Annotated in this window: 22 protein-coding genes; 10 read left to right on the top strand and 12 right to left on the bottom strand. The window is 67.4% G+C overall.

The features are described from left to right. Position 1: 1 nt before the first annotated feature. The 8 genes from ATO4_RS12440 to ATO4_RS12405 all read right to left on the bottom strand — a co-directional run bounded on the left by ATO4_RS12440 (position 2) and on the right by ATO4_RS12405 (position 7,353). Positions 2-1,396, bottom strand: a complete 1,395-nt coding sequence (locus ATO4_RS12440; protein ID WP_083591900.1) for a sigma-54 dependent transcriptional regulator — start codon at positions 1,394-1,396, stop codon at positions 2-4. 442 nt (positions 1,397-1,838) lie between these two features. Then, entirely contained in the window at positions 1,839-2,585 is a 747-nt protein-coding gene (locus tag ATO4_RS12435) for an amino acid ABC transporter ATP-binding protein (RefSeq protein ID WP_083591840.1), read from the bottom strand. Beyond that, the gene (locus ATO4_RS12430) at positions 2,582-3,550 is read right to left on the bottom strand and encodes an NAD(P)-dependent oxidoreductase (protein WP_083591839.1); all 969 of its coding nucleotides are present in this window, start codon (positions 3,548-3,550) and stop codon (positions 2,582-2,584) included. Before ATO4_RS12430 ends, ATO4_RS12435 begins: the two co-directional genes overlap by 4 nt. Positions 3,551-3,554: 4 nt before the next feature. After that, entirely contained in the window at positions 3,555-4,229 is a 675-nt protein-coding gene (locus ATO4_RS12425) for an amino acid ABC transporter permease (RefSeq protein ID WP_083591838.1), read from the bottom strand. 9 nt (positions 4,230-4,238) lie between these two features. Continuing rightward, positions 4,239-4,907: an ABC transporter permease subunit gene (locus tag ATO4_RS12420; protein WP_083591837.1), complete on the bottom strand. Its 669-nt coding sequence runs from the start codon at positions 4,905-4,907 to the stop codon at positions 4,239-4,241. An 83-nt stretch (positions 4,908-4,990) separates the two neighbouring features. Beyond that, positions 4,991-5,845, bottom strand: coding sequence for a transporter substrate-binding domain-containing protein (locus ATO4_RS12415; RefSeq protein ID WP_083591836.1), 855 nt, complete (start codon positions 5,843-5,845; stop codon positions 4,991-4,993). Positions 5,846-5,899: 54 nt separating this feature from the next. Further along, positions 5,900-6,805, bottom strand: a complete 906-nt coding sequence (locus tag ATO4_RS12410) for a polysaccharide deacetylase family protein (RefSeq protein WP_245308720.1) — start codon at positions 6,803-6,805, stop codon at positions 5,900-5,902. Beyond that, the gene (locus tag ATO4_RS12405; RefSeq protein WP_176222966.1) at positions 6,802-7,353 is read right to left on the bottom strand and encodes an ureidoglycolate lyase; all 552 of its coding nucleotides are present in this window, start codon (positions 7,351-7,353) and stop codon (positions 6,802-6,804) included. Before ATO4_RS12405 ends, ATO4_RS12410 begins: the two co-directional genes overlap by 4 nt. Positions 7,354-7,495: 142 nt before the next feature. Between ATO4_RS12405 and ATO4_RS12400 the strand changes: the two genes are divergently transcribed. Further along, entirely contained in the window at positions 7,496-8,161 is a 666-nt protein-coding gene (locus tag ATO4_RS12400) for a GntR family transcriptional regulator (protein ID WP_083591834.1), read from the top strand. 83 nt (positions 8,162-8,244) lie between these two features. Here ATO4_RS12400 and ATO4_RS12395 read toward each other — a convergent pair whose 3' ends face one another. From ATO4_RS12395 to ATO4_RS12385, 3 genes are read right to left on the bottom strand one after another with little or no spacing between them, the layout of a single operon-like run. Next, positions 8,245-9,705, bottom strand: a complete 1,461-nt coding sequence (locus ATO4_RS12395) for an amidohydrolase family protein (protein ID WP_083591833.1) — start codon at positions 9,703-9,705, stop codon at positions 8,245-8,247. Between the two features lie 6 nt (positions 9,706-9,711). After that, the gene (locus tag ATO4_RS12390) at positions 9,712-10,404 is read right to left on the bottom strand and encodes a GntR family transcriptional regulator (protein ID WP_083591832.1); all 693 of its coding nucleotides are present in this window, start codon (positions 10,402-10,404) and stop codon (positions 9,712-9,714) included. A gap of 8 nt (positions 10,405-10,412) precedes the next feature. Beyond that, positions 10,413-11,123: an aspartate/glutamate racemase family protein gene (locus tag ATO4_RS12385; protein ID WP_245308719.1), complete on the bottom strand. Its 711-nt coding sequence runs from the start codon at positions 11,121-11,123 to the stop codon at positions 10,413-10,415. A 364-nt stretch (positions 11,124-11,487) separates the two neighbouring features. On the opposite strand from ATO4_RS12385, the gene ATO4_RS12380 reads away from it, so the two are divergent. The 4 genes from ATO4_RS12380 (at position 11,488) to ATO4_RS12365 (ending at position 15,471) form a co-directional block, all read left to right on the top strand. Next, positions 11,488-12,534 (top strand): TRAP transporter substrate-binding protein, encoded by a 1,047-nt coding sequence (locus ATO4_RS12380; RefSeq protein WP_139802415.1) that lies wholly within the window; start codon positions 11,488-11,490, stop codon positions 12,532-12,534. Positions 12,535-12,730: 196 nt separating this feature from the next. Then, complete coding sequence (locus ATO4_RS12375) at positions 12,731-13,321, top strand: TRAP transporter small permease (RefSeq protein WP_083591829.1); 591 nt, start codon at positions 12,731-12,733, stop codon at positions 13,319-13,321. After that, entirely contained in the window at positions 13,318-14,625 is a 1,308-nt protein-coding gene (locus ATO4_RS12370) for a TRAP transporter large permease (RefSeq protein WP_083591828.1), read from the top strand. Before ATO4_RS12375 ends, ATO4_RS12370 begins: the two co-directional genes overlap by 4 nt. 69 nt (positions 14,626-14,694) lie before the next feature. After that, the gene (locus ATO4_RS12365) at positions 14,695-15,471 is read left to right on the top strand and encodes an SDR family oxidoreductase (protein WP_083591827.1); all 777 of its coding nucleotides are present in this window, start codon (positions 14,695-14,697) and stop codon (positions 15,469-15,471) included. Positions 15,472-15,773: 302 nt separating this feature from the next. Here the strand turns inward: ATO4_RS12365 and ATO4_RS12360 are convergent, their stop codons facing one another. Further along, a complete protein-coding gene (locus tag ATO4_RS12360; protein ID WP_210191068.1) occupies positions 15,774-16,634 on the bottom strand; it encodes an FRG domain-containing protein in 861 nt (286 codons plus the stop codon). Positions 16,635-17,063: 429 nt separating this feature from the next. Between ATO4_RS12360 and nadC the strand changes: the two genes are divergently transcribed. The 5 genes from nadC (at position 17,064) to ATO4_RS12335 (ending at position 23,985) form a co-directional block, all read left to right on the top strand. Next, the gene (nadC, locus tag ATO4_RS12355; RefSeq protein WP_083591826.1) at positions 17,064-17,900 is read left to right on the top strand and encodes a carboxylating nicotinate-nucleotide diphosphorylase; all 837 of its coding nucleotides are present in this window, start codon (positions 17,064-17,066) and stop codon (positions 17,898-17,900) included. 20 nt (positions 17,901-17,920) lie between these two features. Then, positions 17,921-20,014 (top strand): phosphonate metabolism protein/1,5-bisphosphokinase (PRPP-forming) PhnN, encoded by a 2,094-nt coding sequence (gene phnN / locus ATO4_RS12350; RefSeq protein ID WP_139802414.1) that lies wholly within the window; start codon positions 17,921-17,923, stop codon positions 20,012-20,014. A 99-nt stretch (positions 20,015-20,113) separates the two neighbouring features. Beyond that, positions 20,114-21,088, top strand: a complete 975-nt coding sequence (locus tag ATO4_RS12345) for a TAXI family TRAP transporter solute-binding subunit (protein WP_083591824.1) — start codon at positions 20,114-20,116, stop codon at positions 21,086-21,088. A 227-nt stretch (positions 21,089-21,315) separates the two neighbouring features. Further along, positions 21,316-23,232 (top strand): TRAP transporter fused permease subunit, encoded by a 1,917-nt coding sequence (locus ATO4_RS12340; RefSeq protein WP_083591823.1) that lies wholly within the window; start codon positions 21,316-21,318, stop codon positions 23,230-23,232. Between the two features lie 321 nt (positions 23,233-23,553). After that, complete coding sequence (locus ATO4_RS12335; protein ID WP_083591897.1) at positions 23,554-23,985, top strand: MarR family winged helix-turn-helix transcriptional regulator; 432 nt, start codon at positions 23,554-23,556, stop codon at positions 23,983-23,985. Positions 23,986-24,117: the final 132 nt, after the last annotated feature.

Raw genomic sequence — 24,117 nt, 5'->3', positions numbered from 1 at the left:
GTCACAGCCCCCAGGAGCGGCATTTCCGGTCGATGGTCTTGCGGGCCACGCCGAGGCGTCGCGCCGCCTCGGCGCGATTGCCGTCGCAGGCGTCGAGGACGGCGAGGATGTGTCGCCGCTCGACGGCGGCGAGGTCTTCGATCTCGATCCGGGGGGCTGCGGTCCCCAGCGCCGCCTCGAAGTCGCCGTGGATCAGGGCACGCTCGACGGTGTTGCGCAGCTCCATGACATTGCCCGGCCAGTCATGGGACAGGAACCGCCGACGCGCCGCCGGCGAAAAGGCGGGAATGCCGGTTCCCATGCGCTGCGACAGCCTTTCCGAGAAGAACCGCGTCAGCTCCATGATGTCGGCGGTCCTCTGCCGCAGCGGCGGCAGCAGGATCTCGACGACGGTCAGGAGATAGAAGAGGTCCGTGCGAAACACCCGTTCGGCGGCGATCGTCTGGAGCGGACGCGTCGTGGAGCTGATGATCCTCAGGTCGAATTCGAGACTGCGGCGCGCCCCCAGCGGGCTGAAGCGACCGGTGCTGACGAGCTCGGCGAGAATGTTCTGGCAACCCGCGGAAAGCATCTCCACGTCTTCGAGATAGAGGGTGCCGCCCGCCGCGCTGAGGAGAATGCCTTCCTGCTGCGAAGAGGGCCCGTCGGCCGGGGCGCCGAGATGACCGAACAGGCGTTCCTGGAAGGCCTGTTCGGTCATGCCGTAGCACTGCAGCCAGACGAAGGGATGGGCGGCCCGGGGCGAGGCGGCGTGCAGCATGCGGGCGGCGACCTGCTTGCCCGAGCCGACCTCGCCGCGAAAGACGACGTTGGCATGGGACAGGGCGGCCTGTTCGATCGCCTGCCGGGCCTTCTGGATCTCCACCGACGTCCCCAAAAGCGCATCCCGATGCTTCAGGATGTCCTTGCCGACCTCGAGCTCGTGGCGCAGCACCGAGTTCTGGCGTCGCAGGCGCGAGCGTTCGAGACTGCGGGCAATGGCGTTCAGGACCTGGTTGGACCGGAACGGCTTCAGCAGGAAGTCGCTGGCGCCGGCGCGGATGGCCTGGATCGCCGTGTCCAGATCGGCATGGGCGGTGATCATGATCGCGTCGCTGAAGAGGCCGATCTTGCGCTGCTCGGCAAGCCATTCGAGCCCGGTCTTGTCGGGCATGATGTTGTCGAGGATGATCACGTCATAGGCGTTTTCGTCGAGAAGTCGCGAGGCATCGCGCGTGTCCGCGGTGACGTCCACCCTGGCGCAGTTTACGGCGAGGATCTTGGCCAGGAAGTTCCGCATGCCCGGCTCGTCGTCGATGACGAGCACGGCCGCTCTCGCCAATTCGTCGCTGAGGCTCGTGATCGTCGTGTCCGGCGGCTCCCTCAAGGCTGGCAGGCTGCCTGGACTGACGGACATCATTGCCTGCCGGAGCCCGCGGCGGAAAGGCCGCCCTTCACCGGGCGCCGGGACCAAAGCTCGGCAGCGCCCACCATGGGATGGCAGTGAAGGTCCCGACGAGACGCCCCTGAAGCAACGCCGATCCCCGCATCCATTCCTCGGCGCAACGTCGTCACGATCCGCTCGTGGGATTTCGCAAGGGCATCGTCACCGCCTCCGGCACGGCGTCTCTCCTGAAGAAGAGGCCGCCACAGGATACATGGACCTTCGCGAGACCGTCAACGCGGGTGATGTCCCACGCAAGGGGCAGAAGGCGAGGTCGTCGCGACCGCGCACGGGAGATCCGCCGTCAGCCGCGCTTCGCCAGCACGTCCTTGAACGCCTGCCGGAGGTCCGGCAGACAGGAAGCCGGCGGGCTTGCGGGCGGAATTGCAGCTGGTCGGGCATGGGTGCCGAGGCATCAGCGCAGGATGCGGGAGAGGAACTCTCGCGCCCTTGCCGTCTTCGGCGCATGGAAGAAGTCGTCCGGCCGCTGCCGCTCCAGCAGGCACCCTTGATCCATGAAGACGACCTCGTCGGCGATGCGACGTGCAAAGCCCATTTCGTGGGTGACGCAGACCATCGTCATTCCTTCGGCCGAAAGGTCGGCTATGACGTCGAGCACCTCGCCGACCATCTCGGGATCCAGCGAAGAGGTCGGTTCGTCGAAGAGCATCGCCTTGGGCTGCATGCACAGCGCCCGGGCGATCGCCACGCGCTGCTGCTGGCCGCCGGACAGCTGGCTCGGATACTTGTCGGCCTGCTCGGCGATGCGGACGCGCTGCAGATAGTGGCGGGCAAGGTCGCGAGCCTCGGCTTTGGGCATCTTCAGGATCTTCGTCGGCGCGATCGTCAGATTCTGCAGGACCGTCAGATGCGGGAACAGGTTGAACTGCTGGAACACCATGCCGACCTTGCGGCGCACCGCGTCGAGGCCGTGTCCCGAGGGTGCCAGCGGTTCGCCGTCGACGACGATCGAGCCCTTCTGGAATTTCTCCAGCCCGTTGATGCAGCGGATCAGCGTCGACTTGCCCGAGCCGGACGGGCCGCAGACGACGATCCTGCGGCCGGCCGGCACGTCGAGGTGGATGGCGTGCAGCGCCTGGAACCGGTCGTAGAATTTCGACACGTCGCGGATGCGGATGAGGGGATCGCCAGCCTCGCTCATCGGGTCGCCCGCGCCGGCTTCACGCCGACAGAGTCCAGCCAGGCCATGTGATCGGCTGCCGCCTGCGTGATCGGCCGCGTGCCGGCAGCGCCAATGGCTGCCCGCAACCGTTCGATGGCCAGCGGCGGCCGCGACGGCGGGATGCGCGATGTGACGGTCGGGGCGTCGGCTGAGATCTCGGGAAGGGCGATGCCGGTGGCGGCAGCCCATTCGCGCGGCGTCGAGAGCGAGCCGGCGCCGAGATTGAAGGTCTTGCCGCCGAGCCCGGCCGCCTCGACGACCGCGGCGATCGCTGCGCCGGCGTCGCGGCTGTAGAGCCAGTCGGCCCGCATCTCGTTCACGAGCCGCGGCGCCGCCTGGGCGAGGATCTGGGCATGCGGGCTGAGATCGGGCCGCGCCTCGCCGGGCCGCTCCCAGGGGCCGAAGATCGGCCCGAGCCGGAGCACCGTCAGTTCGAGATCATGGAGTTCGGCGAGCCGGTGCGCCACCTCCTCGCCGGCCCGCTTGGTGATCCCGTAGAGCGTGTCCGGGCAGAGCGGCGTCGTCTCGTCGAGGCTCTCGGCCGTGCCGAAATCCTTCCGGCGCGAGCCGTAGACGGCGATCGAGGAGAGCGCGACGATCCGCCGGCATCCTGCTTTCGCCGCGGCTTCCAGCGTCGTCGCCGTGCCTCCGACATTGACGGCGATGATCCTTGCCGCGCCGCGGCGCTCCATCGCCTCGTTGGAGGTCAAGGCAGCCAGATGCAGAAGCGCCTCGGGCCGCTCGGCCGCGAAAGCCTCCGCCAGCATCGCGCCGTCGCAGATGTCGGCGCGCACGAAGCGGGCTCCCGCAATGGCCGGATGGGAGCGGAACGCGGCAGTTGGGGCCGAGAGATCGAACAGCGCGACGTCGTGGCCGCGCGCTGCGATGGCTTCCGCCGCGGCGAGACCGACAAAGCCCGAACCGCCGGTGATGGCAATCTTCATGGCGTCATCTCCTGGCGATGATGGCGCGCCGCTCGAGCACCGAGACCCAGCGTGAGAACGGCCACAACAGGACGAAGAAGATCACCGCGACGGCGGTGAGCGGCGTCGGGTTGTAGGTCAGCTCCTGGGCGACGCGGGCCGAGCGCAGCAGTTCCGGCATCGCGACGATCGAGGCGATCGACGTCGCCTTGATCAGTTCGAGCGCATTGGAGGCAAGCGGCGCGGTGACCCGCCGGGCCGCCTGCGGCAGGATGATCCAGATCATCGCGCGGAAGAAGCCGAAGCCCAGCGCATGCGCCGCTTCGCTCTGGCCCTTGTCGATCGACATGATCCCGGCCCGGAAGATCTCGCCGAAATAGCCGGTGTTGTTGAGGACCAGCGCCAGGACGACGGCGCTGAAGGCGCTGAGGCGGATGCCGAAGGCGGGGAGGCTGTAATAGATCAGGACGAGCAGGACGAGGGCCGGAAACGAGCGCAGGAGGTCGATCATCACGACGATCGCCCGGCGCATGGCGGGGCCGGCCAGCGAATAGCCGACGCCGACGCTGAGGCCGCAGAGCGCGGCGAGCGGCAGGCAGACGAGAACCACCTGCACCGTCACGGCCAGCCCCTGCATCAGCAGCGGCCAGACCTTCACGAGGGAATCCCAGTTGGCGAAATTGGCGAGAAAGAGATCCACCGGCCGGCCTCAATAGGGCGTCATGCGCCGCTCCAGATAGCGGCTGAGCGTGACGAGGGGGATGAAGAAGGCGAGGTAGAGTGCCGCCGCCAGCATCAGCGGCGAGGGATTGGCGACGATCGCCATGTAGCTCTGGGCCGCGCCCAGCGTGTCGTTCAGCGAGACGGCCACCCCCAGCGCCGAGCCCTTGGTCACGGCGATGACGCGGTTGGTGATCAGCGGCGTCGCCAGACGCACCGCCTGCGGCAGGATGACGAGGCGCAAGGTGCGGATGGGCGGCAGGTTCAGGGCGCGGGCGGCTTCCCACTGGCCTTTCGGCAGGGCTGCGATGGAGGCGGTGAAGATCTCGGCGCAGAAAGCCGACAGCACGGAGCCGAGCGCGAAGGCCGTCGCCGCGAAGGGCGACATGCGGATGCCGCCATAGGGCAGGGCGAAATACAGAAAGATGATGATGACGAGCTGCGGGAGCGTCCGGAACAGCTCGATCCAGGCGGTGATCAGGACATCGAGCGCCCGCAGTTCCAGCAGTCGCAGCAAGGCCAGACCCAGCCCCAGGACGACGCCGATGGCGATCACCGCCAGCGCCACCTGGACGGTCGTCGCAAAGCCGATCAGCACCGAGGGCAGGGCGCCCTCGATGACCGACAGGTTGAAGAAATTCTGGACCAGCTTGTCCATGCATGCCCCTTGCCGCGGCCGTCATGCCGGCGGAACGACCCGATGTCCGTGGCGGCCGTCGCCGCCACGGGGGAGAGGTCCGATCAGTTGCAGGCGAGCTCGTGCGAGGTCTCGTCATAGCCCTTGAAGCCCGGCGCGCCGTAGCCCGGAAAAACGGTGAGGAGCGGGCTGTCGGCCGCCAGTTCGCCGCCATACCACTTGTCGTAGAGGGCCTTCAGCGTCCCGTCCTTTTTCATGCATTCGATCGCGCCTTCGACCTTGTCGCGATAGGCCTTGCTCTCGTAGCGAAAGGCATAGCCGAACATGCGGCCGTCATAGTCTTCGTAGGCGAGCGTGATCGCCGGGTTCTGGCCGGCGGCATAGGCCGCGGTCGGGATCTCGTTGATCGCGGCGAAGGCGCGCTGGGTGATCACCGCCTGGACCGAATCCGGGAAGGTCTCGTAGCGCTGCACCTCGAAGCCGTATGTCAAGGCGTTCGCCGTCGCCCACTTGTCCGAGATCGTGCCGCGGTTGACGGCGATCGACTTGCCCTGAAGCGCCTCGTAATTGGCCATCGACTCGCCCTCGCGGGTGATGAAGCCATTGCCGGTGGCGAAGAAGGGCTCCGAATAGAGCATCGTCTCGGCCCGCTCCGCCGTGATGTTGAGCGGGTTGACCGTGAACTCGATGCGGCCGGACAGAAGCGCCGCGAACAGGCCGGAGAAGTTGATGTCGACGACCTCGACGGACGGCCGGCCGATCCGCTTGGCGATCTCGGTCACCATGTCGTAGCCGAAGCCTTCCGGGCCATCGACGCCGCGCACCATCCAGGGCGCGAGGCCGAAATCCGAGCCGACCACGAGCGGCTGGTCGGCGGGATGGGCGTCTTCCTGCGCGAAGGCCGGAGCCGAAACGAGTGGCAGCAGGGCAAGTGTTGCCGCGAGGAGAGAGTTCTTCATGCTGGTTCCTTTGTTCTTCCTTGGGAGGGGAGGGAGAGATCTGGGAGACTTCGATCAGGTCGCAGGCGGATGCGTCGTCCGCCAGTGCCGGGCGATGGCGTCGCGCCGGCAGATCCAGACGTCGTCGTGGCGCGCCGCGTAGTCGAGGAACCTGGCAAGGCCGGCGGCGCGGCCCGGATGGCCGGCGACCCTCAGATGCAGCCCGACGGACATCATCTTCGGCCGGCTGGCGCCTTCCGCCCGCAGCCAGTCGAAGGCGTCCTTCAGATTGACGAAGAAGTCCTCGGCGGTGGAATAGCCGCCGCGGATGAATTTCGCGTCGTTGGTGACCAGCGAATAGGGAACGACGAGGTGCGGATGGCCGCCGACCGTCGTCCAGTAGGGCAGTTCGTCGTTATAGGCGTCGCTGTCGTAGAGAAAGCCGCCATGCTCGACGAGAAGCGAGCGGGTGTTCAGGCTCGGGCCGTAGCGGCAGTACCAGCCGGCGGGCGGTGCGCCGAGATGCCGGCGGAAGGCAGCGACGGTTCTGGCGATCCGCGTCCTTTCCTCTTCGCGGGAGAGGAGACGATGATGCTCCCAGCGCCAGCCATGGGCGCATCCGTCGAAATCGGCCTCGCGCAGGAAGGCGGCGATCTGCGGGTTGCGCTCCAGCGCCAGGCCGCAGGCCATCGCGGTGGCCGGCAGGCCGCGCTCGGTGAACAGCCGGGCGATGCGCCAGAAGCCGACCCGGCTGCCATATTCGAACATCGTCTCGGCCGCGAGGTTGCGCCCGGGCATCGGGTCGCCGCCGGCTTCCGTCAGGCTCGCCTCGGTGGCGGGATCGCCGTCCGGCACGGAGGGCTCGCCGCCCTCCTCGACATTGATGACGAAATTCAGGGCCAGCCTGGCCCCGCTTGGCCATTGCGGATCCGGCGGATGGGCGCCGTAGCCGGCAAAGTCCCGGTCGAGATGATCGCTCACGATGCGCCCCCCGCCGTCTCCGGCCAGCCCGCGAAGGACGGCAGCAGGATCGGCTCGGCGAGCGGATGGAACACGTCGTCCCCGCCACCGGCCGCCATGGTCATCTGGACGAAGAACTGCGCCGGCGCATCGAGAACCAGCATGCCGGCGTGCCAGACATTGCGCCGGTAGACGACGCCCTGGCCCGGGCCCGCGACGAAGCCCCGGACGGTGGCCCGATCCGGCGCCATGGTCCCGTCGTCCTCGCAGACGACGACGAGAAAGCGCTGGTGGTTCAGGGGCACGAAGATCTGGTCGGAGAAGGGATGGCGCTCGAGCCGGTCGATCCGCTCGCCGCCGGCAAGCGGCGTCTCGATCCGCGTGATCCAGGACGTCAGTTCGCCGCCGTCGCCACGGGCATCGAAGGCGAGGTCGAGGGGATGCCGCCTGTCTTCGCCGCGATGCTCGAGCACCAGCCCGAAAGGAGCGAAGGCTTCTTCCGTCAATGGGGCGAAAGGCTGGGGGGAGAAACGCTGGGAGGGGAGGTGCCGGAACTGCGGATGCTGCAAGCCGTTGCGCCTTTTTGTATCTCGCTGGTATACCGCTACGATACCGATGGCACACCCTGAGTCCAGCGGTTTTTGCAAATCCTGTTGCGGCATGGGATGAGGGCGGTCCCTGCGGGCGTTTCATCGGGAACAGAAGGGCGGAATGACACGGGACACTCTTCAGCCGGAGGACAGGCAGACTCTGTCGGAACAGGCGTACCAGTACGTCCGAAGCCTGATTCTCGCCGGTGAACTCGCGCCAGGCACGGTCTTCACCGAGCGCAAGCTCGCCGAACAGGTGGACGGCTCGCGCACGCCGCTGCGCACGGCGATCACCCGGCTGACCGGGGAAGGTCTGGTCGAGCGGCTGTCGAACGGTACGCTGGTCATCCGCGAGGTGCCGCTGGACGAATTGCTGCAGATCATGGTGATCCGCCGGCTTCTGGAAAGCGAAGGCGCGGCCCAGGCGGCGCGGCGGGCGGCGCCGGCGGCGACGGGCGAGCTGATCGAGGCGACCCACCGCATCATCGCCGATCCGGCCACGGAACTCGAGCCGTTCTGGGCCTATGACGACAGCTTTCACCTGTTCGTCGCCAATGCCAGCGGCATGCCGCTGCTCGCCTCGATGATCAAGGGCGTGCGCGAGAAGGCGCGGATGTGTCACGTGGTCCGCATGGAGCGCAATTTCGCCGACCAGGCGAAGGAGCACCTCGCCGTCCTCGAAGCCATCGCGGCGGGCGATGCGGACCGCGCCCGCGCTGCGATGATCGATCATACCGACCGGGTCCGGGACCGCTTCCTGCGCTGGTACAGCGGCACGCCGGCCTGAGGTCCCAGCGACGCCCGCCGTCGCGAGGGGGCGCGAGGGGCGCGAGAGAGGGCGGAACGGCGCCTCGCACGGCCGGAAATCTCTCAAACCTCGCGCCGGAGGCCGCGCAATCCCCGCTGGATGGCCGCGACGGTCGTCTCGTCCTGCCTTGTCTCCCGTTTCGCGACGGAGGCGGTTGCGACATGCCGCCAATGGGCGCGTCGGTCGGCATCCTCCCGGCGCCTCGCATGGCGCACGACGCCCGCCGTCATGGTCAGGGCGACATCCGTGCCCTTGGCCCGGGCGAGAAGCAGGGGCAGGGCGTTGCGGGGGCACGAGCCGTCGGGCGCCTCGAAGCGGGCACAGTCGATTGCGACGAGATCGGCCGGTTGACCCGGCTCCAGCGACCCGGTGCCCTCGGAAAGAAACGCCGCCTTCCCGCCGTTGATCGTCGCCGTTCGCAGGATCTCTGCCGGCGAAGGGCCGATCGCCTCGATCCCGGGCGTGCGGGCAAGGCTTGCGTAAAGTCGCAGCTCGGCGAGATAGTCCTCGTCGTCGGCAAGCGCGGTGTTGTCGGTGCCGACGGCGACCACGCATCCCCGTCGATGGAGCTCCGCAACCGGTGGCGGCCCGTTGAAGAGGCGCAGGTTGGAACCCGGATTGGCGACGACGACCACGGCCTCCTCGCGGGCAAGCGTCATGTCCTCTTCGCTCATGTAGACGCCGTGGGCGCAGCTCGTCTTCGCTTCGAAGACCCCCAGCCGCCGAAGATGGGAGAGTGTCGAGCCGCCATGGGCCTTGCGGCACCAGGCCGCCTGCAGCGGCGATTCCAGGAGGTGGAAATGCAGGCCGACCCCGCGCCTTGCGGCATCTCGGGCGAGCGCGGTCCAGGCCTCGTCGCTGACCCATTGCGGTCCGGCCGGGCCGTAGGCGAAGGTGATCAGCGGCGCATCCCCGAAGCGCGCCGACATCTCCTCCATCAGGGCGATCGTGCCGGCAACGCTGCCGGCATAAGGCGGCGCCGCCGGGATCCGGAGCGCCTTCCGGGCGTCTTCCGGCAAGGCGGCGACGAATTCCGCCTCGTTCTCATAGGCGAGGAAGCCGCGGTCCTGATAGCCGATGCAGATCGTCGCCCTGATGCCGGCATCGCGGTAGGCCCGCGCGGTTTCGCCAAGCTCTTCGCGATAATCGGACCCGTAGCTGTAGTTCGCATGGAGCGTGGCGGTCACGCCGTTCGCCAGCATCTCCTCGGCCGCAAGCCGGGTGACCGCATAGATGTCGGGCGGACCATGACGCCGCCGTGCGGCGATCCACGGCTCCAACGCGTCGTCCCGGTAGCCGAGGAGGAGCGGGCTGAGGCCCCGGCCATGCTGGTGGGCATTGATCAGGCCGGGGAGGATGATCGCCTGCCGGTAGTCGAGGACCGCGCCGCCCGGGAAGCGGCTTCGGACGTCCTCGAAGCGCCCGACGGCGGCGACCCGGTCCGCCGCGATCGCGACGCATCCGTCGACGATCGGCTCGCCGCCTGCGCAGGGAAGGACGAACCTGGCCCTGAGGATCTTCATCGCCCGCTACTCCGGCTTCATGCGCAGTTGCGCCAGGATCGCCTCGCCGGTCCGGCGATTGTGCTCCTCGAGCTTGAAGGCGAGGTCGCGAGCCGCGCCGGCCCGCAACATGGCCATAATCCCTTCGTGCTCGTCGATGGACCGCGCCAGCTGGCTCGGATCCTCGTTGATCGCCAGCCTTGCCCGCAGGATCTTCTGCTGGAGGCGCGAATAGGTCTGCACGACGGCGTCGTTGTGGATGGCGGCCGCGAGGGCGGCATGGAAATCGTGGTTCCCGAGGGTGTAGGCCGGAGCGTCGAGCCTCTGCTGGCAGGCCTTCAGGCGCTGGTGGATGGCCTCGATGTGGGCGAGCTCGGCCGGCGTGATCCGTTCGGGCAGTTTCAGCCCGATCATGGACTCGATCGCCCCCTTCAGCTCGAACAGCGCGGCCACGGCATCGCCATCGATCGGCACGACGACCGCGCCGCGGTTCGGCCGCAGCTCGACGAAGCCCTCCGCCGCAAGGACCTTCAACGCTTCGCGCAGCGGCGTGCGCGAGACACCGAGGCGCTCGCACAGGGCGGCCTCCGGCACGCGCTTGCCCTCGGCGAGTTCGCCCCGCGTGATGATGCCGCGCAACTCGTCGATCACCTGGGTGTGGAGGATCGGACGTTCGGTGCCGCTCGCGGGATCAACGGTGAGGGTCGACGCGTCGGACATGGCGCAGCCTACCGCCCGGCCGGCGCGAAGATCGAGCCGAACTCTCCCAGCGGCGTCGGCTCGACACCGACCGCGGCGAGACATCCCCAGAGGGTGAAGGCGACGGAATCGAGGACCGGAATGCCCAGCCGTCGTTCGAGCGTCGCGGCGATCAGGGGCCCCCGCATGTTGGTGCAGACGATCGCGATGGCGTCCGGCCCGGCCGCCGCGACATCCTCGCACATCGCCTCGATCGCGTCTTCGCCGACATTGGCGAAGGAGAAGTTGTCGCTGAGCCCGCAATGGGCCTCGGCGCAGACCTCGATGCCGATGCTGGCGTAGTTCTCCACGATCCTCGCCTGGACGTCGTCGGTATAGGGCGTGACGAGGCCGAGCCGCTTCACGCCGAGATCCGCCAGCAGCCTGTTGAGGCTCAGGATCGCGCTCGTCGCCGCGATGCCGGTGCGTTCGGTGATCGCAGCGCAGAGGCGCGCGTCGGTGTCGAAGCCGAGCCAGCTCGCCGATGTTCCGTTCCACGCGATGACGTCGCATTTCGCATCGGCCAGAAGTTCGGCCGCGGCCAGGATCGGCGCCAGGGCGAACTGACCATTGGCGGTTTCGTCGAGAGCGATCTGAGTGACGCGGAACCGCGCGAAATGAGCCGAGACCCTCGGGAAGAGAGGCTCCAGCATATGCGTCGTGTAAGGCTCCAGAACGGTGTTCGAGGACGGCGTGAGCATGCCGATCAGCCTGCGCTCTCCGGACCCGCCGCCTGAAGCGGAAAGACGAAGTCGATCCCGATTTTGCATTCATTTTCTCCGGCGATTCCCGCGGCCGGCGGCCGCAATGCGGCCGGCCTGCCGTGATCGGTGATGGCATGGCGGGCGCCCGAAGACAATCGTTCCAGCTTGCGATCGCGGTCAGTGGAGGGCCCAAAAACCGGGCATATCTGCGAAACTCTCGCTCAAAAACACGGCAGCGGCTGGGTTTGTGGAGGCAAATCAGGAGTTCCGCTCATGTCTGTCTGCCCATTATTTGCCGTTTCCCAAACCGCTGCGATCTGTGATGCTTCGATGAGAAAATGAATTCAAAATGGAGCTCCTCATGATCAGACATACGCTCGTCGGTCTCGCGACCGCTGCCGCCTTGTCGGCTGGTTTGGCGTCGGCCCATGCGCAGACCTCGCTGCGGGTTGCGGGCAATTTCTCGCAGAACAACAAGCAGGTCGACATCGAGCGGGCGTTCTTCGAGGATCTCGGCGAGAAGACCGGCATCGACCTCGGCGTCAACTACAACCCCATGGACGTCGTCGGCGTGAAGGCGCCGGACGCTCTGCGCATGCTCAAGGGCGGATCCTTCGACGTGATGTCGGTGCAGATCGGCATGGCCTCCCGCGACGATCCGTTCTTCGAAGGCATCGACCTCATCGGCGTCGCCACCGACATGGACGCCCTGCACGAGGTGGTGGACGACTACCGCCAGGCCTTCGACGAGCGGCTGCAGACGAAGTTCAATGCCAAGGTGCTAACGCTCTGGCCGTTCGGTCCGCAGGTCTTCTACTGCAACAATCCGATCGAGACCCTCGACGATCTCAAGGGCCTGAAGGTCAGAAGCTTCACGCCGTCGATGTCGGCGATGCTCCAGCATTTCGGCGCGACGCCGGTCACGCTGCAGTTCTCGGAAGTCTATCCGGCCCTCCAGCGCGGCGTCGTCTCCTGCGGCGTGACCTCGCCGACCTCCGGCAACACCGGCAACTGGCCGGAGGTGACGACGCACTTCCTGCCGCTCTCGGTGTCCGGCTCGGTCCAGGGGCACTTCATCAATCTCGACACCTGGAACAGCTTCTCGGCCGAACAGCAGGAAGAGCTGCAGGCGGCGTTCAAGACCCTCGAGGACAAGCTCTGGGACCTCGCCGTGACGTCGAACGAAGACGCGGTGGCCTGCAATACCGGGCAGGACAGCTGCGCCAACCACAAGAAGTTCGACATGACGCTCGTCGAAATCTCCCCTGAGGATCAGGCGAAGGTGAAGGAGGCGGCCGAGAGCGTCGTCCTGCCGATCTGGCGCGACACCTGCAACGCCGTCGATCCCCAGTGCTCGGCGACGTGGAACGAGACCGCCGGCAAGGCGGTGGGGCTCACGATCCAGTAGTACCAGCGCCCGGGAGGCCGCTCCCGGACCGCTCGTATCGAGCCCGCGCGGCGCTTGGGCGCTGCCCCCTTGGCACCGGTCGAAGACCGGGGCCGACGGTACAGGTCGCCCGCAAGTCGCCTGAAAGACGCGAAAAGCCCGGCTGACCCCTCGCATCGGGTCAGCCTCTTCCATCATCGAGAGGCGCGCCTTGCCCATGACGTCCAATCCCGTCTCAGCCACTCTCGGCCCTCTCGCAAGGCTGTTCGCGCTCATCGCCGGCTATGCCGTGCTCGGCCTTGCACTGCTGATCACGGCCGAGGTTCTCCTGCGCAAGATGTTCAACGTCTCGCTGCAGGGCAGTGCCGAGTTCGGTGGCTATACGCTGGCGACCCTCGCCGCCTTCGGTTTCGCCTATACCTGGCTCGATCGCTCGCATACGCGCGTCGAGATCCTGCTCGAGCGGCTGCCGCGAGGCGTCAGGCGGGGCCTCGACCTCGTCTCGGTCCTTTCGGTGACCGGGATGGCGGTCTTCATGGCCTGGCGCGGATGGTCGGCGATGTCGGAGAGCGCCGCCTATGGCTCGCTCTCGGGGACGCCCCTGATGACGCCGCTGTGGCAGCCGCAGGCGGTCTGGGTTCTTGGGCTGGTGTTCTTCGCGCTGGTCGCCGCGGCGACCGCCGTCCATGCGCTCGTGCTCTTCGTCACCGGCTCGCCCGGCCTGGCGCAGGCCTATGGCGCGAAGTCGCTCGGCGAGGAACTCGAGGAGCACGCGGCGCAGCTGAGCGAGCGGGGAGCCGGACAATGATCGGTTTTGCTCCGGCCGCGATCGGCTTTGCCATCATGCTCGGCCTGATGCTGGTCGGCATCCCCGTCGCGGTGGCGCTGTTCGCCACGGCCGTTCTCGGCTGCCTCGTCTATCTCGGCATTCCGACGCTGATGGTCTTCGGCGACCAGACCTGGGGCGTGCTCAACGACTTCATCCTGACGGCGATCCCGCTCTTCATCCTGCTCGGGGAGCTTCTCGTGCGCTCCGGCGTCGCCGATGGCATGTACCGGGCCCTGACCGACTGGTTGCGCTGGCTGCCGGGCGGCCTGCTGCACACCAATATCGCCTCCAGCACTCTTTTCGCGGCCGTTTCGGGCTCGTCGGTCGCCACCGCCGCCACCATCGGCACGGTGGCGATCCCGACCATGAAGGCCAATCGCTACGACGACCGCCTGACGCTCGGCTCGATCGCGGCGGGGTCGACCCTCGGCATCCTCATCCCGCCGTCGATCAACATGATCATCTACGGCTCGATGTCGAACACCTCGATCGGCCAGCTGTTTGCCGCCGGCATCCTGCCCGGGATCGTGCTGGCGCTCCTCTTCATGGGCTACATCCTGGTGGTCAGCCTGCTGCGTCCGGAGCGGGCCGGCATCACGCCGCCGCCGGTCCCCTGGCACCAGCGGCTGCGCAATCTCATCGACGTGCTGCCGCCGCTGGCCATCTTCGTCCTCATCATGGGGTCGATCTATCTCGGCTGGGCGACGCCGTCGGAATCCGCCGGCGTCGGCGTCGTCGGCGCCCTGCTCGTCACCATCGTCAAGCGACGCTTTTCGATCGCGATGCTGCACGAGGCCTTGCTCTCGACGGTCAAGATCAGCGCCATGATCCTCCTGATCGTCGTCGCCGCGCAGTTCCTCAACTTCGTCATCGGCATTCTCGGCATCCCGCAGACGCTCACCCGCGCCGTCGGGACGATCGCCTCGAGCCCCTTCGAGGTGCTGCTGCTGCTGATCGTCTTCTACTTCATCCTCGGCTGCTTCCTGGAGACGCTGTCGATGATGATCGCGACCATCCCGATCGTCATGCCGCTGGTCTTCCATTACGGCATCGATCCCGTATGGTTCGGCATCTTCCTGGTGATCATGATGGAGGTCGCGCTGATCACGCCGCCGCTTGGCATGAACCTGTTCATCGTTCAGGGCGTCCGCGGTGAGGGCTCGATCCGCGATGTGATGATCGGCTCGTTTCCCTTCGTCCTGATCATGCTGGCGATGGTGATCCTGTTGATCGGCGCGCCGTCCATCGCGCTCTGGCTGCCGGGCCTCATCTTCCCGTCCTGATCCGGCCCGCGGCGGCGGGCGGTCGCGCCACCGGACATCTCATCCCGCAACGCGGAGAAAGACCTTCAGATGGAGCAACGCCTGACAGGCAAGGTGGCGATCGTCACCGGTGGAGCATCGGGGATCGGCCGCTGCATCGCCCAGCATTTCGCGGCCCATGGCGCGCATGTCGTCGTGGCGGACATCACGACGGACGTCATCGAAGGCGGCGCGCCGACGGTCGAGCTGATCGAGGCCGCCGGCGGATCAGCCCGCTTCGTCGAGACCGACGTCTCCTCCAGGGACGCCGTCGATCGCCTCGTTGCGGCAACCATGGCCGGTTTCGGCCGGATCGACATCCTCGTCAACAACGCGGTCCTCAGGGCCGGCAAGCCGCTGACCGAAACCGAGGAAGCGGATTGGGACCGGGTGATCGACGTCAGCCTGAAGGGCAGCTACCTCTGCGCCCGGGCCTGCGTGCGACAGATGCTGACGCAGGAGATCGTCGACGAGGTGCGGGGGCGGATCATCAACATCTCCTCCCAGCACGGCTATGTCAGCGCCCCGGAAGACTTCGCCTATGGCGTGTCGAAGGCGGGCATCGCCTACATGACCCGGCAGATCGCCGCCGACTACGGCAGGCACCACATCGTCTGCAACGCCGTCGCGCCGGGCAAGATCCTGACCGGCAAGGGCGGCCGGGCGGTCGAGCAGCGCTGGCTGGACTATTCGCACGCCCGCACCCCCTGGCCGCGTCTCGGAACGCCCCAGGACGTCGCCAACGCGGCGCTGTTCCTCGCCAGCAGCGAGGCGACCTACCTCACCGGGCACAATCTGTTCGTCGACGGGGGATGGATGGCCAATTGAGGCATCGCGCGCGCGGCGTCGCGGTCGCCGTCCCGCCGGTCATCGGTCGCTCCTCTGCCCGAGACACCATGAAGCAGGCCGGGCAGGCGCGCCGGGCGGCATGACGGTGATCGGCCAGACCTTCGCGCTGTGTCTGGTGCGAGAGGGCGGTTTGGACTGACGACGGGAACCTTGCGGCGCGTCGGCGCCCGACCCCCGCGGCCCTCGGCGATCTGCCTTTCGGCCCGCCTTGCCTCGTCGAGACGCCGACCTCGTCGACCGTCGGTTTCCGAAAACCGGTTCCCACGTTTCGCGATCATGCTCTAGTCCTGCGTCGGCGGGATCTCCTGCTGGGCGCTCCAGCCGGAGTCGTTGGCGCGCAGATGGGCGTCGATGGGGCTCATATAGTGGCGCGCGAGCCAGCGGCTGAGGCCGTCGAGGCCGGGAAACAGCACGCGCTCCGTGACGTTCGCCTGATCCAGCTTGTCGCGGATCTCCCACTTCAGATCCCGGTCGATGATGAGCTTGCGGGCAAATTCCGGCCGTTCGGCGAACCATGTGGACAGGTCCAGCCGGGGATGGGACGCCATGGAGAAGACCGCGAACTGGTTGGTGATCCGGTCGTCCAGGGAGGGCGGCTCGAAGAAGCACACCCATTCCTCGCCATGCTCGGAGGACTTCGCATCGAGTTCCTCGAGCGAGCCGGCATATTCGCGTAGGAGTTCGGCCGTCAGGACATGGGACCCGTCCCGGGTCAGCGGATGCTGCAGGCCGCCCGGCAGCGAATGGGCCATCCGGCGGTAGTTCGCCATGATGATCGCGCCATCCTGATCGTAGGACGAGACCTCCGCCGTGGCGAAGTGCAGCGCCACATAGGGCGAGTAGGTCCAGTCCAAGAGCCGGGTCGGCAGGCCGTGATGCTGGCCGAGGGCCAGCCAGTTCCAGTCGTCGTCATGGGGCACGGTGCTGCGGTGCGCATATTTGCGGAAGTTGCGCAGGACGTGCCGTTCGAGTTCCCAGTAGCGCCCGCCGAGGCGCCGCAGCGACGGGACCAGATCATAGCGGGCCTGCCCGACGCCGCGAAACAGAAAGGGCGATCGGAACCGGTTCAGCTCGCCATTCCACATGTCGGCGAACAGGGCCTGCTGCAGCTCGGCCCAGGAGCGGATGGTGGTCGTCTCCACGTCGATGATGTCCTTTCGAACTGAAGGTCGGTTCCCTCCGCGTGCCGGCGGATCGCCTCTGTCGGCGCGCCTGCCGGGCGATCGGGCCCGGGGCGCGCGACGGCGCGCCGACGGAGCGAGAGCTTACACGATATAACCAGCGCATACACTTGTTGCGGCGCACAAATAATCTAGCAACGCCTCTAAGATCGCACTCTTTTTCAGCGATATGGCCCATTTCATAGCACGATTTTGTCGACTCTGCGGAAAATACGAGCTTGCGAAGCATTCGGAACTGTGAAGTAATAGCGTAGACGCTTTAATTCATGGCCAGGGCGCCGGCGACCGGGTATCCGTGCGTGTATCGACCTTGCCGCCAACTTCTCTTGTGGTCCTTCCGCAAGGACGGCGAAGCTTTGTTCGCTGGATATTCTAGGGAGACGAGAACCAATGTACGATCGTTTTGTCGCGCGGAAGCTGATCGACCAGTGGCTGACCGAGGACATCGGCTGCTTCGACCTGACGGCGCAGCTGATGATCGATCCCGCCTCGCATGCGACCTTCTACATGAATGCCCGGGAGGCCATGACCCTCTCCGGCATCGAGGTCGCTGCGGACGTCTTCCTTCGCTACGACCCGGCCTGCAAGGTCGAGATGCGGGCGGCCGACGGCGACCGGGTCGAGAAGGGAGCGGTGCTCCTCGTCGTCTCCGGGCCGGGCCAGGCGCTGCTCACGGCGGAACGGACGGCTCTGAACATCGCCCAGCGTCTTTCCGGCATCGCGACCGAGACCGCCAAATATGTCGACGCCATCGCCCATACCAAGGCCCGGCTCCTCGATACCCGCAAGACCACGCCCGGCCTGCGGATGCTCGAGAAGCATGCGGCCACCTGCGGCGGCGCGCTCAATCATCGCCTGGGGCTCGATAGCGGCGTGATGCTGAAGGACAATCACATCTCGGTCTGCGGCAGCATCGCCAAGGCCGTGGAGATGGCGCGCAGACAGGTGCCGGCGTTGACCAAGATCGAGGTCGAATGCGACCGCATCGAGCAGGTCGAGGAAGCGCTCGCGGCCGGCGCCGACGTCATCATGCTCGACAACATGAGCAATGCGGACATGGCGGCGGCCGTCGAGATCGTGGCGGGCAAGGCGCTTCTGGAGGCATCGGGCGGGATCCGCCTCGACACCATCGCCGGCAAGGCCGAGACCGGGGTCGACTTCGTCTCCACCAGCCGTCCCTTCCAGTCGGCGCCCGCCGTCGACATCGGGCTCGATGACGCGGCCTGATCGACGGCATGGCAAGCCCGATGCAGACCGGAACGCTCTTCTACATCGTCGGACCGAGCGGTGTCGGCAAGGACACGCTCATCTGCGAGGCGATGCGGGCCCTCGGCCCCTCCGGCCGATACGTCCAGGCCCGCCGGGTGATCACCCGGCCGGCCAGCATCGGCGAGGATCATGAGCCGGCAACCGACGCGGCCTTCGCGCGCATGAAGCGCGAGGGGGGCTTCCTCCACGACTGGCAGGCGCACGGCCTCAGCTACGGCCTGCCGGCCGCGATCCTCGAGGACCTGGAGAGGGGTCGCAGCGTGATCGCCAACGGCTCTCGCGGCGCGATCCCCGACCTTGCCGGGCGCGTCGCCCGCTTCGTCATCGTCGAGATCACCGCGCCGCCGGAGATCGTCCGCCAGAGGCTCGAGGCACGCGGGCGGGAAACCGCCGCCGAGATCGAGCGTCGGCTCGCCCGGGCCGTCCAGCCGCTTCCGGCGGACCAGGAGGTCGCGACCCTCGTCAACGACACCAGCCTGGAGGACGCGACCAACCGGCTCGTCGCCATTCTCGACCATTATGCCTCGCGTCTGTCCCTGAAGCGCATGCCGATCAGCGGCGGCGACCGACACGTCGCCTATCTGCGCGAGGACAATCCGGTGCTCGACGCGGTCGCCTTCGCCAGGGCCGGGCGGGTCGACGTAATGGCCGGCGAGCGCGACGTGCGGGCCGACGTCCATCTCGTCGAGCCCGCCGGCGATCTCCTCCTGCCCCATGAAATCGGGCTGTCGCGGGAAGCCTTCGACGCGCTGGGCGTTAAGGCCGGCAGGCTCGTCTCGATCGGCCGCACGCCGTCGCCGAAGAGCCGGCAGATCCTCAGGCGGAAGATCGCCGGCGGGCGCCTCGATGCCGGCGAATACGAGAGGCTCTTCGGCGACATCGTCGAGGGGCGCTATCCGGACGGCGAGACCGCGGCCTTTCTCCTGAAGTCGATCCAGTCCCTCGACGACGAGGAGGCGATCGCCGTCGCCAAGGCGAGGTGCCGCTTCGGCCCGCGGATCGACTGGAACGCCCCGATCGTCGTCGACAAGCATTCGCTGGGTGGCATCCCCGGCAGCCGCATCACGCCGATCGTCGTGCCGATCGTCGCCGCGGCCGGCCTTCTGATGCCGAAGACGTCCTCGCGCGCCATCACCTCCGCCTCGGGCACAGCGGACGTCATGGAAGCGCTGTGCCGGATCGACCTGACATTTTCCGACGTCGAGCGGGTCGTGCGCACGACCGGCGGCTGCATCGCCTGGAACGGCAGGCTGAACCATTCGATCCTCGACGACGTCGTCAATTCGATCACGCGGCCGCTGGCGCTCGACAGCAACACCTGGTCGGTCGCCTCGATCCTGTCGAAGAAATGGACCGCCGGCTCGACCCATGTCGTCATCGACATGCCCTACGGCCCGAACGCGAAGCTGAAGACGCGGGCGCAGGCCGAGGAACTGGGCCGGGTGTTCGAGCGGGTCGGGGACGGTCTCGGATTGACGGTCAGGGCCTTCGCCACCGACGGGGGAAGCGCCATCGGCCAGGGGATCGGCCCGGCGCTCGAACTGCGCGACGTCATGCGCGTGCTCGACAATGCGCCGGACGCGCCGCAGGATCTGCGGGAAAAGGCGCTGTTCTTTGCCGGGGAGATCCTGAGCTTCTCGCCGGACCATGCCGACCGCGCGGCGGCGCGGGCGACGGCCGAGGAGATCCTCTTGTCGGGGCGGGCCAAGGCGAAGCTTGCCGAGATCGCCGCCGGGCAGGGGGCCCATCCTCCGGCAAAGCCTGGCCCGCTGGTCCAAACGGTCAGGGCCGACCATGCCGGCATCGTCGGCAGCGTCGACGGCTGGCACCTGGCAGGCATCGCGCGGCGCGCCGGCGCCCCCCACGACAAGTCCGCCGGCGTCGATCTGCGCGTCGCGGTGGGCCAGGCCGTGAAGGCGGGCGACGCCTGCTACACCATCCATGCGAGCGACATCGCCAGCCTCGAGCGCGCCCTCGCCGCGGCGCGGGCCGCGAGCGGCATCGTCGTCTCGCCGGCGGGGCCTGCGGCTCCCACTCACCCAAGCGATCTACGGAAGGTCCCGCAAGCCTAACCACGACGGGACGACGACCGGCGCCGCAGCGGCGTCGAGGGTGACCTTCCGACCCTGGTTCTCGTCCCGTCATCCCTCAACACAGGAGAGCTCACCGCCATGCCACAGTCCTTTCTGAAGTCCGCAGTCCTGTCTTCGGGCATCCTTGCCGCCAGCCTCGTGGCGACGAACGCCGAGGCCAGGAACTACACCTTGTGCGGCGCGAGCCCGGGCGGCCTGTGGGCGTTGCTCGGCGCCGGCATCGACGCGGCGGTGAAGAAGGAGGATCCGCAGTCGTCGGTGACCTACCAGACGTCGAGCGGCGGCTTTGCCAACATCGTGCAGATGTCCCAGGGCAATTGCGACATGTCGATCGTCCATCTCGGCGAGGCCGTGATCGCCTCCAAGGGCGAGGCGCCGTTCCAGGCGCCGGTGGACGACTTCGCCGTCGTCGCGGTGCTCTACAACTGGGCCCCGATGCAGTGGCTGATGAACGAGGAGTTCGCGGCCGAAAACGGTATCTCCTCGATCGCCGACATGAAGGACAAGCCGGTCGACCTGATCGTCAACAAGCGCGGCATCCTGCCGAGCATCCTTGCCGAAGCGTCCCTGAAGAAGCTCGGCATCGAATTCTCCGGCATCGAGTCCAGCGGCGGCTCCATCCAGTATCAGGGCTCGCAGACCGCCGAGGAGCTGATGAAGGATGGCCGCGGCGACATCTGGACCAATGCGATGTTCATCGGGACGGGCTCGATCGGTTCGATCGCCGAGAGCGTCGACCTGCGGCTGCTGTCGGTTCCAGACGACGTCATCGCCTATATGGGCGAAGCCTATGGCTCCGTCCCGGTCACCATCCCGGCCGGCAGCTACGACTGGCAGAAGCAGGACATCCAGACCTTCGGCGCGCAGGCGGCGCTGATCGTGCCCAAGTCCACCTCCCCGGAGGAGGTCGAGGCGCTGACCACGGGGCTGCTCGACAACATCGCCCAGATGCAGAACGTCCATTCCTCGATGAAGGCCCTGACGCCTGAGGTGATGCGTTCGGCCAAGTCGCTTCCCTATCATCCCGGCGCGACGGCGGCCTACGAGGAATAGGACGCGAGGGCGGACCGGCGGGCGGCGATCTTCGCCGTCGGCCGCTCCAGGCGTTCGTGCCGGCCGGATACCGGGTCCGATGTCCGGTCGGCCACGGCAAGCCCACGACAAGCCAGTGACCGATACCTTCGTCGCGCGTCCTTTCGAATGCGCGGCGCCCTTCGACAAGATCCCGCTTCGATCCGTCTGGCTCTCCAGCTCGGTCGGCGTTTCACGGAGTCCGCCAGATGATCGGTTTCTTCAACAGCCTCTTTTCCGTTGGCGGCCGGCGCAAGCTCGAGGGCCCGCTGGCGAACGCCGTCAAGATCTACGCTGCGGCCGTGGGTCTCTGGGTGTTCTATGAGACCACCTTCGCGCGGATCGACGCGCTCGCCGCGACGGCGGTGTTCCTGTGCGTGATGCTGCCGCCGTCCTTTCTCCTCGTGCGCGCCCATGCCTCTGCCAGCGAGACCCGGGTGCCCTGGTACGACTGGGTGCTGGTCGCGATCAGCCTTGCCACCGCCGCCTACTTCGTCTCGATGACCGACGTCATCGCGACCCGCATGAGCCTGTTCATGCCGCTGACGACGGTCCAGACCATCGCGGCGCTGGCCATCGTTCTTCTCGCGCTGGAGATCACCCGGCGCACCGTCGGCGTCTTCCTGATGATGATCGTGGTCGCCTTCACGGCCTACAATCTCTTCGGCGACCTCATCTCGGGTCCCCTCGGCCACGGGGTGATCACCCTCAACCACTTCCTCGACGTCAACGTCTTCACCGGCGACGGGCTGTTCGGCGTGCCCGTGCGCGTGGCGGCGACCTATGTGTTCCTGTTCGTGATGTTCGGCACCTTCCTGGAGAAGGCCGGCGGCGGCGAGTTCTTCTTCCGCATCGCGGCGGCGATCGCCGGCCGCTCCCACGGCGGTCCGGCCAAGATCGCGGTCATCTCCTCGGCGCTGTTCGGCACCATGTCCGGCAGCCCGACCTCGGACGTCGTGACGACCGGCTCAATCACCATCCCGATGATGCGCCGCCTCAAATACAGCCCGCGGCTCGCCTCGGCCGTCGAGGTCGCGGCATCGACGGGCGGCAGCATCCTGCCGCCGGTCATGGGCTCGGCCGCCTTCATCATGGCCGAATATACCGGCATCAGCTACATCACGATCGTCGCCGCCTCGATCATTCCCGCCATCCTCTATTACGCCTGCATCATGCTGCAGGTGCATCTGCGCTCCGAGCGGCTCGAACTGAGCGGGCTCGGCCGCGACGAGGTCCCCTCGCTCGCCACGACCCTGCGCGAGGGCTGGGTCTACATCGTGCCCCTCGTCGTCCTCGTCGTGGCGCTGCTGCAGGGCTATTCGCCGACCCTCGTGGCGGTCTTCGCCACCCTGTCGGTGATCGTCGCCTCCTGGTTCCGCCCCGGTCACCGGCTCGGACCGGTCGGCATCTTCGACGGCATGGCATCGACGACGATCCGCATGCTCGGCGTCACCGGGGCCTGCGCGGCCGCGGGGCTGGTCATCGGCGGCATCACCATGACCGGGCTGGCGATGAAGTTCTCCTACATCACCTTCGCCTTTGCCGGCGACAGCATGGCGCTCGCCCTCGTCCTCAGCGCCGCGGTGACGATCCTCCTCGGCCTCGGCATGCCGACGCCCAGCGCCTACGTGCTCGCCGCCGTCCTGATCGGGCCGACCCTCGTCAACGAGTTCCAGATCCCGCTCCTGAACGCGCATCTCTTCCTGATGTACTTCGCCGTCCTGTCGGCGATGACGCCGCCCGTCGCCGTCGCGGCCTATGCGGCGGCGGCGATCTCCGACGCCAATCCCATCGGGATCGCGCTCAGCGCCTGCAAGCTGTCGCTCGCCGCCTTCATCCTGCCCTTCGCCTTCGTCTATGCCCCGAGCATCCTCAACCCGGCCTTCGAGATGAACACGCTCATCCAGATCACCACGGTCTGCATCGGCACGGTGCTCCTGGCGATCGGGGCGGAGGGCTTCTTCCGCCGCTCCCTCGACGTCGTTCCGCGGGGGGTGGTCTTCTGCGGCGGCCTGATGATGTTCACGCCGAGCTACCTCGTTTCGGCCGTGGGCGCCGCTGCCGGCATCGGGGCGATCCTCTTGACGCTCGCCCGCGGCAACCGCGCGAAACAGATCAGCACATGAAACCTTCGGTCCCGGTCTTCGACCATGCCGGGGTTTGCGCTCACGCACCGCGCCGGCTCGATACCAGCGGCGCGGCAGTCGATCTCCCGGGCGGCTGGTCTGAAACCTGAAGCTGCCCTTTCTTGAAACTTCCCTCCCGACCGGGCAACTAGGGAGGGACGAGCAACCTGCGTGGATATGAGCGTGGTCCGCCTACTGATGCGCGACGTGACGACCCCGTCCCCCGAGCCTTCGAAGGCCGAGGCGGAGGTGAGCGATGCCGGGAAAGACGCCGACGTCGCGACGGCTGCGGGAGCGTCGGGCGCTTCCGTCACCGCGGGCATGGACTACGTCTTCGCCGAACAGGTGGGATATCTGTTGCGCCGGGCCTATCAGCGGCATCTGGCGATCTTCCAGAACAACGCCGCGGTCGACAACCTGACCGCCGTCCAGTTCGCGACGCTCTGTGCGCTCGACGAGGAAGGCAGCCGGTCCCAGGCCGAGCTGGTGAAGGCGACCGGCGTCGACCAGGCGACGATCCGGGGCATCGTGGAGCGTCTGAAGGCCCGCGACCTGATCACCCTCTCGAAGGACCCTGCCGACGGGCGGAAGGTCATCATCGCCATCACGGCGGAGGGTCGCTCGGTCCTGCGCGCCATGACGCCCTGCGCCTTCAAGTCCAGCGAGGACACGCTGGAGCCGCTGAACCCGGCCGAGCGCCTCGCTCTCCTTCACACCCTGCGCAAGATCGCCGACGTGGACGGCGCCGACTGACGGGTCCAACGATCCTCATGCCGGCTGGAGCATGCCGCGCACACGCTCCGGCGTGCCATTCGTCGGCGGCTGGTCAACCCGGTGGCCTCGGTTTGTCGGCGAGGTAGGGATGCTTGGCGCTCCGGGTCGACC

Origin of the sequence: Aurantimonas sp. 22II-16-19i, from assembly GCF_002088275.1 — a bacterium.
In the GTDB taxonomy this organism is placed as follows: Bacteria; Pseudomonadota; Alphaproteobacteria; order Rhizobiales; family Rhizobiaceae; genus Jiella.
This window is presented reverse-complemented; position numbering and strand designations above follow the sequence as displayed.

Excerpts from the sequence above, each read along its gene's own strand:
- ATO4_RS12385 (WP_245308719.1), bottom strand. The coding sequence starts at position 11,123 with ATGCTCACGCCGTCCTCGAACACCGTTCTGGAGCCTTACACGACGCAT.
- ATO4_RS12380 (WP_139802415.1), top strand. The coding sequence starts at position 11,488 with ATGATCAGACATACGCTCGTCGGTCTCGCGACCGCTGCCGCCTTGTCG.
- ATO4_RS12340 (WP_083591823.1), top strand. The coding sequence starts at position 21,316 with ATGATCGGTTTCTTCAACAGCCTCTTTTCCGTTGGCGGCCGGCGCAAG.
- nadC (WP_083591826.1), top strand. The coding sequence starts at position 17,064 with ATGTACGATCGTTTTGTCGCGCGGAAGCTGATCGACCAGTGGCTGACC.
- ATO4_RS12395 (WP_083591833.1), bottom strand. The coding sequence starts at position 9,705 with ATGAAGATCCTCAGGGCCAGGTTCGTCCTTCCCTGCGCAGGCGGCGAG.
- ATO4_RS12345 (WP_083591824.1), top strand. The coding sequence starts at position 20,114 with ATGCCACAGTCCTTTCTGAAGTCCGCAGTCCTGTCTTCGGGCATCCTT.
- ATO4_RS12430 (WP_083591839.1), bottom strand. The coding sequence starts at position 3,550 with ATGAAGATTGCCATCACCGGCGGTTCGGGCTTTGTCGGTCTCGCCGCG.
- ATO4_RS12420 (WP_083591837.1), bottom strand. The coding sequence starts at position 4,907 with ATGGACAAGCTGGTCCAGAATTTCTTCAACCTGTCGGTCATCGAGGGC.
- ATO4_RS12390 (WP_083591832.1), bottom strand. The coding sequence starts at position 10,404 with ATGTCCGACGCGTCGACCCTCACCGTTGATCCCGCGAGCGGCACCGAA.
- ATO4_RS12375 (WP_083591829.1), top strand. The coding sequence starts at position 12,731 with ATGACGTCCAATCCCGTCTCAGCCACTCTCGGCCCTCTCGCAAGGCTG.
- ATO4_RS12370 (WP_083591828.1), top strand. The coding sequence starts at position 13,318 with ATGATCGGTTTTGCTCCGGCCGCGATCGGCTTTGCCATCATGCTCGGC.
- ATO4_RS12335 (WP_083591897.1), top strand. The coding sequence starts at position 23,554 with ATGGACTACGTCTTCGCCGAACAGGTGGGATATCTGTTGCGCCGGGCC.
- ATO4_RS12415 (WP_083591836.1), bottom strand. The coding sequence starts at position 5,845 with ATGAAGAACTCTCTCCTCGCGGCAACACTTGCCCTGCTGCCACTCGTT.
- ATO4_RS12365 (WP_083591827.1), top strand. The coding sequence starts at position 14,695 with ATGGAGCAACGCCTGACAGGCAAGGTGGCGATCGTCACCGGTGGAGCA.
- ATO4_RS12440 (WP_083591900.1), bottom strand. The coding sequence starts at position 1,396 with ATGTCCGTCAGTCCAGGCAGCCTGCCAGCCTTGAGGGAGCCGCCGGAC.
- phnN (WP_139802414.1), top strand. The coding sequence starts at position 17,921 with ATGCAGACCGGAACGCTCTTCTACATCGTCGGACCGAGCGGTGTCGGC.
- ATO4_RS12400 (WP_083591834.1), top strand. The coding sequence starts at position 7,496 with ATGACACGGGACACTCTTCAGCCGGAGGACAGGCAGACTCTGTCGGAA.
- ATO4_RS12435 (WP_083591840.1), bottom strand. The coding sequence starts at position 2,585 with ATGAGCGAGGCTGGCGATCCCCTCATCCGCATCCGCGACGTGTCGAAA.